The sequence below is a fragment of the Burkholderia arboris genome, from assembly GCF_038723655.1.
Classification (GTDB): domain Bacteria; phylum Pseudomonadota; class Gammaproteobacteria; order Burkholderiales; family Burkholderiaceae; genus Burkholderia; species Burkholderia arboris.
The window spans coordinates 3458326-3471056 of record NZ_CP109822.1 but is presented as its reverse complement, the minus strand read 5'-3'; the positions used below and the strand labels follow the sequence as shown (position 1 = coordinate 3471056).

Below are 12731 nucleotides of genomic sequence, written 5' to 3'. Positions count from 1 at the left end.
GACAGGCTCGCTTCAGAGCGATCGCTCTTTATTGCTTGCATAGAGAGCGATCGGTGTCTAATGTATAGAGAGTGACTGATATTTATATCACGTCACGATTCCGATGACCTGACCTGGAGAAAGTGCGATGCCGATTACGCTGACAGTATCCGAAGGGGTTTTCACGCCGGACGACGAGGGGCCGGTGTTTGCCGAGTTGACCGATGCGCTGCTGGACGTCGAGGGATTGACCGGGAACGGCTTCCTGGCGCCGAACGTGGTGGGCACGCTCAATGTGCTGCCGCGTAACCGGACCTTCGTGCACGGGCGCGCGGAGCCTGCCGCGTTCGTCGAGCTGAAGCTGCCTGCGGTGGCGCTTGCGGCGCCCGACAAGCAGCGGCAATTCGTCGAACGGGCGACCGAGATCGTGCTGCATCGCGCGGGCGGGCGGCTGACGCCGGCGCAAGTGTGGGTGAATGTCGTGCATGCGGTCGACGGCGGATGGGGCATTGCCGGACGGCGATATGACAACGCTGCGCTGGTCGATTCGATTCAGGGTGCGGCGGCCGCCTCGCATTAACCGCAACTAACGGTCAAGCAGTCGGGCGTTGACCGACGGAGTGGCGGCGATTGCCGCCACTCCGGTTACTTGTCGCTGCCTGCAGCCCGCAGCGCGCGCGCCAGCTCGCTCGCGGCCTTGCCGAGCCCCGTGTGCTTCGGGCGGCGCAGATACACGGGCAGCGGCAGCCCGTTGCGGATATTCGCGAACACGAGCGGCGCAAGTTCGCCAGCGGCGACGTAGCGGCCGATCATCGATTCCGGCAAATTTGCCCAGCCATGCCCGGCTTTCACGAGCGCGATCGCGGTCGCCATGTCGGTCACCTTCCACGTGCGGTTACCGATCAGCGGCCGCACGTCGGTCAGCGGCCGTTCGGGATCGGCGATCACGATCTGCCGGAAGCCCGACAGGCGCTCGATCGCCTCGGGTTGTGCGCATTCGGCGATCGCCGGATGGCTCGGTGCGGCAACCGCGACGAGCGTTTCGGTCCACAGCGCATGAATCTGTTCCTGCGGATGCAGATCGAGCCCGCCGTACGCGACACAGAGATCGACGGCCGATCGATGCAGCGCGTCGACGATCACGTCCTGCGGCGCCGTGACGATGCTGATCGCGAGTGCCGGATATTTCGCGGCCACGGCTGTCAGCGCACGCGCGACCGGCGCACCGTCGAGTTCGGCGGCAAGCCCGAGCCGCAGCGTGTCCTCGACGCCTTCCGACAGGTGCTGCGCATGCGCACGCAGCGCGTGCAGCCGTTCGGCGATCGAGCGCGCGTCGGGCAGCAGCGCGGCCATCGCCGCGGTCGGCGTCGGTTCGCGCGTGCCGCGGTCGAACAGCACGAGGTCGAGTTCGGCCTCGAGGTTCGCGATCGCCATGCTGATGGCCGACGGCGTGCGGCCGAGCGCGCGCGCCGCGGCCGAGAACGAGCCCTTTTCGATGACGGTCAGCAGCATGTCGATGTGGTCGCTGGTCAGCATGCGGGGCCTCCTGTCAGAAAAATTGAAAGGACCTGACTTTTGCGGACAGAGGCCCGCTGATAGTCTCGCCACCTTGTTCGAGATGAAGGTGGATGGTCATGCAAGGGTGGAAGAGACGCATAGTGTATGTCGTGATGTTCGAGTTGCTCGGCATCCTGGTCGCGTCGTCGGTGCTCGGCATGCTGAGCGGCGCGAGCGCCGCGACGAGCGGCCTGCTGGGCGTGATGATCTCGACGACGGGCGTCGTCGTCAATTTTCTGTACAACCTCGCGTTCGAGGCATGGGAGCGACGCAGCGCGGCGACCACGCGCTCGGTCGGGCGCCGCGTGATGCATGCGATCGGATTCCAGGTCGCGCTCGTGACGTTCCTGATTCCGCTGATTGCGTGGTGGCTCGACGTGTCGTTGCTTCAGGCGTTCCTGTACGACGCGGTGCTGATCGTGTTCTTCCCGATCTTCACGTTCACGTACAACTGGGCGTTCGACAGCGTGTTCGGGTTGCCGGATTCGGTCACGCGCGACGCGCAGCCCGAGCCGGCCGTGTGGTAAGCCGCGCTGGCGGGAGGGTGTGACAACGAACGGCGGACGCCTATGCGTCCGCCGTTTTTCGTTGATGCGTCGCATGCCATCGATGTCGGTCGCATGACGAAAGAAATTGTAGAGGACTTCTAATGTCGTAATCGTCTGGTTTTTTGTCGCATCTTAACAAAACTGTCCGATTTCCCTTTCTAGAATCCGACAGATCGATGACACGCGCGGCGGGCAGGAGGGGGCCGCCGACGCGCCGCGCGCCTGGTTCGGAACCGTATTGCGGCTCCGAGGCCGCGCATCGCCCGCACGCGGCGCATGCCGCCTGCATGACCATCCCCGTCCGGCCAGAAAAACGAGGAGGGATTGCCGATGTCGCGTATCGATCGCCGTACGTTCCTGACCCGCTCGGCGCAAGCGGCCGGCGCTGCCGCGCTCGCGGCGGCGTTGCCCGAAAGCATTCGCCGCGCGCTTGCCGTCGAGCCGGCCCGCGTGACCGGAACGATCCGGGACGTGGAGCACATCGTCGTGCTGATGCAGGAAAACCGCGCATTCGACCATTACTTCGGCACGTTCCCGGGCGTGCGCGGCTTCAACGATCCGCGCGCGGTCGCACGTCCCGACGGCAAGGCCGTCTGGTATCAGAACTACAAGGGGCGCGACTACGTGCCCTGGTACCTCGACACGTCGAAGACGTGGGCGCAGTGGATGATGCCGGAGAACCACGAGTGGGATGCGTTCCACAAGCTGTGGAACGAAGGGCGCAACGACCAGTGGATGGCCGTGCAGTGGCCCGATGCGATGGGCTACTTCAAGCGCGCCGACCTGCCGTACTACTACCCGCTCGCGAGCGCGTTCACGATCTGCGACGCGTACCACCAGTCGATGATGGGGCCGACCAATCCGAACCGGCTCTACCTGATGACGGGGCGCGCGTCGCCGAACGCGGACGGCAGCCAGGTCGCGATGTCGAACTGGATGGGCGACCGTTCGGGCACGGTGTCGTGGAAGACCTTCCCCGAGCGGCTGCAGCAGGCCGGCATCGACTGGCGCGTGTATCAGGAAGGCGGCGTCGGCTCGTTCAACGTCGCGTGGAATTTCCTGTCGAGCCGCTACTGGATCGACAACACCAACAACTACGACTGCAACGCGCTCGCGTGGTTTTCGCAGTACAAGTCGGCTTCGTCGAGCTCGCCGCTGAACCAGCGCGGGCTGACCGCACGCGGCATCTCGTCGCTGCGCGACGACGTGCTCGCGAACCGGCTGCCGCAGGTGTCGTGGATCGTGCCGCCGTTCTCGTCGTCCGAGCATCCGTGGTGGGGGCCGTCGTTCGGCGAGGAATTCGTGTCGCGGATTCTCGATGCGCTCACGTCGAACCCCGACGTATGGGCGAAGACCGTATTCCTGATCTGCTACGACGAAGGCGACGGCCGCTTCGATCACGTGACGGCGCCCGTGCCGCCGTGGAAGGCCGGCAAGGGGCTGTCGACGGTCAGCGTCGAAGGCGAGATCGAGCAGCAGTCGGGCTTGCCGATCGGGCTCGGCACGCGCGTGCCGCTGCTCGCGATTTCGCCGTGGTCGAAGGGCGGGTGGACCTGCTCGGAAGTGTTCGATCACACGTCGGTGATCCGCTTCATCGAGAAGCGTTTCGGTGACGATCATCCGGACGTCTACGAATCGAACATCACGCCGTGGCGTCGCGCGGTGTGCGGCGACCTGACGTCGGCGTTCGACTTCGCGGGCGATGCGGATCGCACGGTGCCGCCGGCGGCGCTCGACCTGACCGCGACGAAGGCGCAGCTCGACAACGCGTACTGGGTGCAGTACTACCTCGCGAAGCCGAGCTATCCGTCGAGCTACCCGGCTGAGAACGCGCCGCTGCCGGTGCAGGAACCGGGGCAGCGCAAGCTGCGCGCGGTTCCGTACGAGCTGTTCGTCGAAGCCGCGCTCGATACGCGCGCGGGCGTGCTGAACGTGAGCTTCGCGAACAGCGGCAAGGCCGTGCCCGGCAACGCGGCCGGCACGTCGGCCGCGGTGTTCCATGTACACGACGCGATCGCGCAGAACGGCCCGCGCTTCTACACGATCCAGAGCGGCCGCGTGCTGAGCGACCAGTGGTGGCCGGTGCGCGACACGCAGGGGCGCTACGACCTCGCCGCGTATGGGCCGAACGGCTTCTTCCGCCGCTTCAAGGGTGGCGCGACGACGAGCGCGCCGCTGCTCGACGTGACGGTCGCGTATCGCCCGGACGGCAATCTCGTCGTGCGGATGCGCAACGCGGGCCGCACGCCGCTGGTCGCGACGCTCGCGGATAACGGCTACGGCGCCGCGCCGCGTTCGGGCACGGTCGCGGCGGGCGCCACCGTCGACACGGTGCTGAACCTGTCGGCAAGCGGCGGCTGGTACGACTTCAGCGTGACGATCGATGCAGATGCCGGTTATCTGCGCACACTGGCCGGCCATGTCGAAACCGGTGCGGCGAGCGTGACCGATCCGCTCTTCGCGCGTGTGACAGGAACCGCATGATGAACCGAACCGTCATCGTATGGGGCACGGTCGCGCTGGCGGCAGGCGCCGTCGCGTCGGCCGTCGTGCTGTGGAGCGGCCGCCCGGGCGGCGCGCCGCTCGCTTCTTCCACCGTTGTCAGCCAGGAATCCGCCATGACGAATCAAGCGGCCGCGTCGCCGGTCAATTTTCGCGCGCAGCTCGACAGCTATGCGCACGAACGCGATGCGCTGAATGCGGCCGACCGCCAGGTGCGCGCGCGTTCGTTGCTCGCGCAACTGCGTGCGGATGCCGATGCGGGCAAGCTCGATCCGCGCGAGGCGTCGGGCCTGGCGGACCTGCTGTTGCAGGATGCGGAACCGGACGCCGCCGCACGCCAGGCTGCAAGCGATGCGTTGCGCGAGCACCTGCGCGATCTTGCGATGGGCGAGCGGCCGGCTTCGCCCGCACGCGAGCGACAGGATGCCGACTATGTCGCGCAGAGCCGCAAGATCATCGACGAGGTGGTGCGTACGGTGCCGGACCGCGAGCAGCAGCGCGTGGCGCTCGAGACGCGGCTGGCGGAATTGCGCAGGCAGATCTACGGGACGGACGCGCCGGTGACACACGGCGGTTGACGAGACGCGATGCGGAGCGGAGCGTATCCGCATCGTCGTTGAACAGCGAGGCGATCGGGCGGCGCGGAAGCCGCCCGGACACTTACGCGGCGATGAACGCGTGCACGTAGCGATTGAACACGGCGGGGCTTGCAGCGTTCATCCCGTGCGACGCGCCGGCGACGGTTTGCCGTTGCGCGTTGCCGATCCACTGCGACAGCGTATCGACGTTGTGGCGGAACATCTTCGGGCTGCGCTGGCCGTCGATCAGCAGCGTGCGGCATGCGATATCGCCGGCCGTGTGCTGCGAATACGCGGGCAGCGGGTCGCGCAGCTGCTTCGGCAGCGTGCTCGCGTTGTCGATCGCCATCGTACGGAAGCGCGACGTGCTTTTCTTCCATGCGCCCGGCAGGCTCACGGAATCGACGAACATTTCGAGGCCGGATTCGACGTCGCCTTGCCCGATCAGGTTCACGGCCTTCGTGCGCAGCGCGAGCGCGGCGGCCGGCAGCGCGGCTTCGCGCACGCCCGGCTGTTGCAGCGGGCCGCCCGGATCGGCGAGCGTCAGCGTATCGACGAGGTGCGGATGCCGGCGTGCGACGTTGAACGCGACGCTGCCGCCACGCGAATGGCCGACCAGATGCACGGGGCCGAGATCGAGTGCGTCGATGAATTCGGCGAGCTCGTCGACGTGGTTCTGCCAGCTGAATTCGTCCTGGATACCTGCTTCGACGGCCGGCCAGTAGTGGCTGAGGCTCGGCGCGATGCAGCGGTAGTGGGCCGACAGCGCGGCGAGTTGCGGATCCCAGTAGCGGTAGTCGCACAGCGAGCCGTGCACGAACACCATCGGCGCACCGCTGCCCCGCTCGACATACGGCAGGCTGATGCCTGACGAAAGCGTCGCAAATTGCAGGTCGGGGTTCGCGAGCACGGACGGCTCGATTCGCATGTTCATGGCTGAAAGACTCAAAGGTGCGTCAACACGACGCAACTATGCATCACGGCGACCTGCAAGGAAAACGCATAATTTTCATCGTGACGATCAATTTTATTGATGGCTGTGACGGAAACGCTTGTCGCAGCGTGGTCATGCGCCGAAGCCTTCAATCATCTGACGATTTGTTTCGCCGGTGAAAGGGCGTGCAGCGGCCTGCGCGCACGCGCCTTCGCAGCGAACAAGGGGAAGACCGCATTTCAGCGCACCGTCAACGCGGGCGTGGTCTGAAGCTCGACGGGAAGGTCGTTGTCGGCGGCGAACTGCATCGCGAAGTCGAATGCGTCGGCGCACACGCCGCGCAATTCGTCCGACACGAACAGGCATTTGACGTTGCCGTCGACGACGGGCATCGCGAGCCGCGACAGCGCGCACGGATAGCCGGGCCGCCGTTCGCCGACGAACAGCGTGATGACGCCCGCGAGGCGCTCGGGCCAGTCGCTCGGGCGGAAGGTTTTCTGCGCGCGCGTAACGCCGCGGATCAGGTGGCCCGTGATGCGGCCGTGTTCGGTGACTTCGATGCGATCCATGCTTTTGTGCGTATCCTCGTTCGCGTCATTCGCCGCCGTCGGCCGCTGTGTCGCCGCGCGCGGGAATCCGCAGGTTGCGCAGCTTGTGATAGAGCGTTTTCTTCGGCATCCCGAGCGCGACGCTTGCGTCCGCAACGTTGCCGTTGTGACGCTGCAGCATGTCCTCGATCAGCATCCGTTCGAAATACGCGAGCTGTTCCGCGAGCGTGTCGCCGACGGCCGGTGCATCGCCGGACGACAGCAGGCTGTCGCCGGTCAGCCCGAGCACGAAGCGGTCGGCCACGTTCTGCAGTTCGCGCACGTTGCCGGGCCATGCATGCGTCATCAGTTCGGATACCTGCGCAGCCGTGACGACTGGCGCCGGCTGTCCGAAGCGCCGCGCGGCCGCGAGCACGAAGTGCTCGAACAGCAGCGGCACGTCCTCGCGCCGCTCGCGCAGCGGCGGCAGTTCGATCTGCGCGACGTTGAGGCGATACAAGAGGTCCGCGCGAAAGCGTCCGTCGGCCGCGAGTTCGGCGAGATCGGCCTTCGAGGCAGCCACCACGCGGCAGTCGACCGGAATCAGTTCGTTCGCACCCAGCCGCTCGACCACGCGCTCCTGCAGCACGCGCAGCATCTTGATCTGCAGCGAAACCGGCATCGTCTCGATTTCGTCGAGGAACAGCGTGCCGCCATCCGCCCATTCGACCTTGCCGATGCGCTTCTTGATCGCGCCGGTGAACGCGCCGGCTTCATGGCCGAACAGTTCGCTCTCGAAGACCTGCTCGGGCAGGCCGCCGCAGTTCAGCGCGACGAAATGCGCGTCGCGCCGGCCGCCGAAGTCGTGCAGGCTGCGTGCGATCAGCTCCTTGCCGGTGCCGGTTTCGCCGGTGATCAGCACCGACACCGACGTGTCGGCGAGGCGCAGGATCCGCTTGCGCACGTCGGCCATCGCGGGCGACTTGCCGAGCACGTACGCCTCGATGCCCTGCCAGTTGTTCAGCGCCGCGCGCAGCCCCTGCACCTCGAGCGTCAGGCGGCGCTTCTCGACCGCGCGCGCGACGCGGCCGGCGATCACGTCCGACGAAAACGGCTTCTCGATGAAGTCGTACGCGCCGACCTGCATTGCGCCGACGGCCGTCGAGATGTCCGCGTGGCCGCTGATCAGCACGACCGGGATCTGCGCATCGAGGGCCATCACGCGGTCGAGCAACTGCAGCCCGTCGATGCCCGGCATCCGCACGTCCGACACGATCACCACCGGCGCGCCGGGCGCGACGTGCGTGAGCGCGTCGGCAGCGGACGCGAAGGCGTCGACCGGGAACCCGGCGAGCGCGACGGCCTGCTCGACGCCGATCCGGACGTTTTCATCGTCCTCGACGACCAGCACGCGAATCTCATCTTCCATGCTCTATCCTTTGTTGCGGCGTCGCCGCCGCGAATTCGATACTGAACTGCGCGCCGCCTTCGTCGCGGTTCGTCGCGGCGATCTTCGCGCCGAACGCCTCGACGATGCGCGACGTGATCGCGAGGCCGAGCCCGAGACCCTGGCCGCGCGGCTTGGTCGTGACGAATGGCTCGAACAGGTGCGGCAGCACGTCGGGCGCGATGCCGGCGCCGCTGTCGGCCACCGTGAAGCGCACGCGGCCGGCGTCGTCCGGCCCGCTGGCCGCGATGACGATGCGGCGCACCGGCGCGTCGTGCACCGCGTCGAGCGCATTGCCGAGCAGGTTCACGATCACCTGCTGCAACTGGCTCGATTCGGCCGAGACGGTCGTGCCGGGCGCGATGTTCACGTCGAGCCGCACGCTTTCGTCGCGGATCCGCGCGTCGTAGATCAATCGCGCATGCGCGACGGCCTCGTTCAGCGACACCGCGACGCGCTCGACATCGGGCTTGCGCGCGAAGGTCTTCAGCTCGCCGGTGAGCACGGCCATGCTGTCGACCAGCTTGCCGATCCGCTCGAGATTCGCGAGCGCCGGCGCCGGCTGCCCGCGCTCGAAGAACGTGCGCGCGTTGTCGCATAGCGTGCGGATCGCGACGAGCGGCTGGTTCAGCTCGTGCGTGAGGCCGGCGGCCATCTGCCCGAGCACCGCGAGCTTGCCCGCGTGCACGACTTCCTGTTGCGATGCGCGCAGCCGCTGTTCGGTGCGTTCGCGCTCGACGATCTCGCGCTGCATCCGCTCGTTCGCGGCCGTCAGCGCGGCCGTGCGCTGCTCGACGGTCAGTTCGAGCCGGTCGTTCGCGCGGCGCAGCGCGTCCTGCGCATTCAGCCGCGCGACGATCGCCCGACGGCGCTGGATCGCGTAACCGGCCAGCAGCGCGGCGATCAGGAACGCGCCGGTGACGAACACGAACGCCGTCTGCTGCTGGCGCCGCGCGCCCGCGATGTCGAGCAGCACCATCAGCGAATCGCCGGCCTGCGGTGCGGGGCGCGACATCACGAGATAGCGCGTGGCGCGGCCGGCGTGGCGCAGATCGGGGAAGGTGCCGAACCACGCGGCCGAGCTGCGGTCGCCGATGCGGCGATACGGCAGCGCGTCGACGGTGCGGCCCGCGTATTGGCGCGACGCCTGGATGTCGCGCTGCTGCTGCGCGGTGATCGGGCGCAGCGCGGTGAATTTCCATGCGGGCTCGGTCGAGATCACGACCACGCCGTTGCTGTCGACGACCATTGCGGCGACGCCCGGCGCGCGCCACGCCGATTCGAGCGGATCGACGCTGATCTTCACGGCGGCCACGCCGATCGGCACGCCGTCGTCGCGCACGGCACTCGCGAAGTAGACGCCCGGCACGCCGGTGTTGGTGCCGATCCCGAAGAAGCGGCCGCTGCCGCGCGCGAGCGCGTCCTTGAAGTACGGCCGGTACGACACGTTGGTGCCGACGAAGCTGATCGTCTCGTTCCAGTTGCTGGCGGCGATCACCTCGCCTTGCAGGTCGATCACGTCGACCGCGCCGCTGCCCGCGTCGCGGTTCACGGCTTCGAGGTAGGTGTTCACCGAGTGCACGTGTGCGGGCGCATCGTGCGGCGCGGCCTTCAGCATCGCGCGCACGCCGTCCTGGCGCGCGACGAGGCCGGGCAGGATCTCGAAGCGGCCGAGCTCGCTCTTGAGGCTCGACGCATACAGGTCGAGCCGGTGCGCGCCGGTTTCCTCGAGCGCGTCGATCGCGCGTTCCCACGCGAAATCGACGGCCGCACCGGCCACGCCGACATACAGCACAGCGGCCGATGCCCAGCCCCACCACGGGATTCCCTTGAAGCCTTTTTGCACGTTCGCCCTCATCGAAGCCCGCTGCCGCCTGTCCGCTACCGGCCGTCCGCTACCGGCCCTCCGCAACTGCTCGCCGTAACGATGCGTGCCGTAACGACGCGCGCCGCGCGCCGGCAAGGCCGGCGGCGGCGCGTGCGAAGCAGCCTGCGCGACGGTGCGCGCGGCCGCGCATTATCCGAAGTGCGCGACCAGGATCAGCGTCACCGTGACGACGATTGCGCCGCCGATCCGCGTGGCGATCTGCGCGAACGGCATCAGCTGCATCCGGTTCGCGGCGGTCAGGATCGCGACGTCGCCGGTGCCGCCTTGCCCGCTGTGGCAGGCGTTCACGATTGCGGTGTCGATAGGGTACATCTTCAGCAGGCGGCCGACCACGAAACCGGTGCCCATCAGCGTCGCGACGGTCGACACGATCGTGACCACGTTGACGATCGTGAAGGCGGCGGTCAGCTTGTCCCACGGCGTCATCGCGACGCCGATCGCGAACAGCAGCGGATACGTGACGGCGGTCGAGAAGAACTTGTAGACGACGAATGCGCCTTCCTGCAGCGGCGGCGACACCGCGCGTGCGAGCTTCACCAGCACCGCGAGGAACAGCATCGCGACCGGTGCGGGCAGGCCGAACAGCTTGTGCGCCATCAGGCCGACGAGATACAGCGTGATCGCCGTGATGCCGGCGCCCGCGATGTGCGTGACGTCGACGTGGCCGCGGATCTCTTCGTTCTCCGGCGTCATGTCGCCGCTTTCGCCGACCTGCAGGCGGCCGTTGCCGGTCAGGTGCGGCAGGCGCTTGCCGAGCATGTCGAGCGCGCCCGACAGGATGATCGCGGTCAGGCTGCCGAGCATCACCGGCGGCAGCACCATCGCGAACATCTCGCCCTGCGGCAGGTGCATCAGTTCCGAATAGCCGATCGACAGCGGAATCGCGCCTTCGCCGACGCCGCCGGCCATGATCGGCACGACGATGTACAACAGCGTGTGGCGTGCGCCGAGGCCGAGCGCGGTGCCGACGGCCGTGCCGACGATCGCCGCGGCGACCGAGCCGGCCGCGAGCGGGACGAAGATCTTCACGAAGCCCTGGATCAGTACGCGGCGATCCATGCTCAGGATGCTGCCGACGATGATCGACGCGATGAACAGGTACAGGAAGTTGGTCGACTTCGTGAATTCGACCGTCAGGTTCAGCACCGGCTTCGGCAGCACGTGGTAGTACGTGAGCGCCGACGGCACGAAGGTCGCGAAGATCGCGGCCGCGCCGATGTTGCGCAGGAGCGGCAGGCGCTTGCCGAGTTCGGCGCAGGTGAAGCCGAAGAACGCGAGCACGGCGATCGCCATCGAGATCTCGCCAGGTACCTTGCCCGTCACCGAGAAGCCGACGATCAGCGCGAACAGGATCACGTAGACCGGCAGCGGAATGATGCCGATGCGGATTTCCATGAGCTTCCACCAGCCTTCCGGCCAGAAGCGCTCGCGCGGGGTGGCGACGGCGTCGGAAACCGGCTCCGGATGGGACGGGGTATGGATAGAGGTCTGCAAGACGTGTCTCCTGATGTTGGAATGCCTGCTTTGCTTCGCGGCATCGTGTGCCGTCTATTACGCAACCCCCGTGCCAGGAATCCGGCCTGCCGGAATATTTTCAATGCCTTGATTTATAAGGGATTTGTTTCGTCTGCGGAAAGGATTGCCCGGCGGGATGGCCGAGATCTCGGAATTCGCCCGGTGCCCCGGGCCGAGATTTCGGCCAGACGGCCGGCCGGACGCCCGGTCTGGCCTCCGATTCGCCCGGCCGGCCGCTCGGACGCCCGCCATATCGCCGCGCGCGATTTTCTTCGCACAATCGCTTCGTAGACCGCCCCTGCGCCGCTCTCTATCATCGGCTGATCCTTTTCCGACGCGACGACGACTGTCCGGAGAACGCCTGCGCGTTCGCCGCGGCGTCGCTCATCCGTCGATACCGTCTTTGGACAGGAGAGTGGTTTCATGCTGCATCCCGTTTTTTCCGCCCGCTTTTCCGCCGGCCGCGCGGCCCGCGTGCTGATGGCCGCGCTGCTCGGCGTCGTGCTGCTGAACGGCGCGCGCGCCGACACCGCGCCGCTGAAGGTCGGCATCTCGACCAGCCCGCAGATCGAAGCACTGAAAATCGCCGCGAAGGAGGCGAAAGAGCAGGGGCTCGACGTCAAGATCGTCGAGTTCACCGACTGGAATACGCCGAACGCGGCGCTCGCGAACAAGGACATCGACGTCAACTACTTCCAGCACATCCCGTTTCTCGAGAACGCGAAGAAGCAGGGCGGCTACAACTTCATCTCGATCGCGCCCGGCACGATCATGAAGATCGGCCTCTATTCGAAGAAGGTGAAAAGCTTCGCCGAGCTGAAGGACGGCGCGCGCGTCGCGATCGCGAACGATCCGGTCAACGGCGGGCGCGGGCTGTTGCTGCTGCAGCGCGCGGGGCTCATCACGCTGAAGCCGGGCACCGATTACCGTGCGACCACGCACGACATCGTCGCCAACCCGAAGCACCTGAAGATCATCCCGCTCGAAGCGTCGCAGCTCGCGCGTTCGCTCGACGACGTCGATCTCGCGCAGGGCTACCCGAGCTTCATCAAGCTCGCCGGCACGACCGATCCGAACAGCGCACTGCTGTTCGACGGCACCGAGAACAAGAGCTTCGCGATCCAGTGGGTCGTGCGGCCCGAGAGCGCGAACGATCCGCGCATTCGCAAGTTCATCGCGATCTACCAGCACTCGCCGGCCGTGCGCCGTGCGCTCGACAACGCATTCGGCTCGCTGTACGCGATCGCGTGGTGACG

11 protein-coding genes are annotated in these 12731 nt (G+C 67.0%); 5 read left to right on the top strand and 6 right to left on the bottom strand.

Annotated elements, in window-relative coordinates; genetic code table 11:
• Window positions 1-127 precede the first annotated feature (127 nt).
• Window positions 128-559 carry a hypothetical protein gene (locus OHZ10_RS32955; protein ID WP_059238797.1) on the top strand — a complete coding sequence of 144 codons (432 nt, stop codon included), beginning with the start codon at window positions 128-130 and terminating at the stop codon, window positions 557-559.
• A 65-nt stretch (window positions 560-624) separates the two neighbouring features.
• On the opposite strand, the gene OHZ10_RS32950 is transcribed toward OHZ10_RS32955, so the two are convergent.
• Entirely contained in the window at window positions 625-1515 is an 891-nt protein-coding gene (locus tag OHZ10_RS32950; protein WP_059238799.1) for a LysR family transcriptional regulator, read from the bottom strand.
• Window positions 1516-1613: 98 nt separating this feature from the next.
• Here OHZ10_RS32950 and OHZ10_RS32945 point away from each other — a divergent pair, with 98 nt between their 5' ends.
• From OHZ10_RS32945 to plcR, 3 genes are all read left to right on the top strand, one after another.
• Window positions 1614-2063: a PACE efflux transporter gene (locus OHZ10_RS32945; protein ID WP_342705417.1), complete on the top strand. Its 450-nt coding sequence runs from the start codon at window positions 1614-1616 to the stop codon at window positions 2061-2063.
• A gap of 351 nt (window positions 2064-2414) precedes the next feature.
• A complete protein-coding gene (locus OHZ10_RS32940; RefSeq protein WP_342705416.1) occupies window positions 2415-4568 on the top strand; it encodes a phosphocholine-specific phospholipase C in 2154 nt (717 codons plus the stop codon).
• On the top strand, window positions 4568-5164 hold the full coding sequence (plcR, locus tag OHZ10_RS32935; RefSeq protein WP_342705415.1) for a phospholipase C accessory protein PlcR: 597 nt from the start codon (window positions 4568-4570) through the stop codon (window positions 5162-5164). The genes OHZ10_RS32940 and plcR overlap by 1 nt, the downstream gene beginning before the upstream one ends.
• Before the next feature lie 82 nt (window positions 5165-5246).
• Here the strand turns inward: plcR and OHZ10_RS32930 are convergent, their stop codons facing one another.
• The 5 genes from OHZ10_RS32930 to OHZ10_RS32910 all read right to left on the bottom strand — a co-directional run bounded on the left by OHZ10_RS32930 (window position 5247) and on the right by OHZ10_RS32910 (window position 11454).
• Window positions 5247-6098, bottom strand: coding sequence for an alpha/beta fold hydrolase (locus OHZ10_RS32930; protein ID WP_174993722.1), 852 nt, complete (start codon window positions 6096-6098; stop codon window positions 5247-5249).
• Between the two features lie 239 nt (window positions 6099-6337).
• A complete protein-coding gene (locus OHZ10_RS32925; RefSeq protein ID WP_059238805.1) occupies window positions 6338-6667 on the bottom strand; it encodes a DUF3579 domain-containing protein in 330 nt (109 codons plus the stop codon).
• A gap of 25 nt (window positions 6668-6692) precedes the next feature.
• On the bottom strand, window positions 6693-8054 hold the full coding sequence (locus OHZ10_RS32920) for a sigma-54-dependent transcriptional regulator (protein WP_059238807.1): 1362 nt from the start codon (window positions 8052-8054) through the stop codon (window positions 6693-6695).
• Window positions 8044-9930 carry a sensor histidine kinase gene (locus OHZ10_RS32915; RefSeq protein ID WP_059238809.1) on the bottom strand — a complete coding sequence of 629 codons (1887 nt, stop codon included), beginning with the start codon at window positions 9928-9930 and terminating at the stop codon, window positions 8044-8046. The genes OHZ10_RS32920 and OHZ10_RS32915 overlap by 11 nt, the downstream gene beginning before the upstream one ends.
• Window positions 9931-10089: 159 nt before the next feature.
• Entirely contained in the window at window positions 10090-11454 is a 1365-nt protein-coding gene (locus OHZ10_RS32910) for a 2-hydroxycarboxylate transporter family protein (protein ID WP_059238811.1), read from the bottom strand.
• Window positions 11455-11898: 444 nt separating this feature from the next.
• On the opposite strand from OHZ10_RS32910, the gene OHZ10_RS32905 reads away from it, so the two are divergent.
• Window positions 11899-12729 carry a MetQ/NlpA family ABC transporter substrate-binding protein gene (locus OHZ10_RS32905; protein ID WP_059238813.1) on the top strand — a complete coding sequence of 277 codons (831 nt, stop codon included), beginning with the start codon at window positions 11899-11901 and terminating at the stop codon, window positions 12727-12729.
• Window positions 12730-12731 lie beyond the last annotated feature (2 nt).

Excerpts from the sequence above, each read along its gene's own strand:
- OHZ10_RS32940 (WP_342705416.1), top strand. The coding sequence starts at position 2,415 with ATGTCGCGTATCGATCGCCGTACGTTCCTGACCCGCTCGGCGCAAGCG.
- OHZ10_RS32905 (WP_059238813.1), top strand. The coding sequence starts at position 11,899 with ATGCTGCATCCCGTTTTTTCCGCCCGCTTTTCCGCCGGCCGCGCGGCC.
- OHZ10_RS32945 (WP_342705417.1), top strand. The coding sequence starts at position 1,614 with ATGCAAGGGTGGAAGAGACGCATAGTGTATGTCGTGATGTTCGAGTTG.
- OHZ10_RS32925 (WP_059238805.1), bottom strand. The coding sequence starts at position 6,667 with ATGGATCGCATCGAAGTCACCGAACACGGCCGCATCACGGGCCACCTG.
- OHZ10_RS32950 (WP_059238799.1), bottom strand. The coding sequence starts at position 1,515 with ATGCTGACCAGCGACCACATCGACATGCTGCTGACCGTCATCGAAAAG.
- OHZ10_RS32955 (WP_059238797.1), top strand. The coding sequence starts at position 128 with ATGCCGATTACGCTGACAGTATCCGAAGGGGTTTTCACGCCGGACGAC.
- OHZ10_RS32915 (WP_059238809.1), bottom strand. The coding sequence starts at position 9,930 with ATGAGGGCGAACGTGCAAAAAGGCTTCAAGGGAATCCCGTGGTGGGGC.
- plcR (WP_342705415.1), top strand. The coding sequence starts at position 4,568 with ATGAACCGAACCGTCATCGTATGGGGCACGGTCGCGCTGGCGGCAGGC.
- OHZ10_RS32920 (WP_059238807.1), bottom strand. The coding sequence starts at position 8,054 with ATGGAAGATGAGATTCGCGTGCTGGTCGTCGAGGACGATGAAAACGTC.
- OHZ10_RS32930 (WP_174993722.1), bottom strand. The coding sequence starts at position 6,098 with ATGAACATGCGAATCGAGCCGTCCGTGCTCGCGAACCCCGACCTGCAA.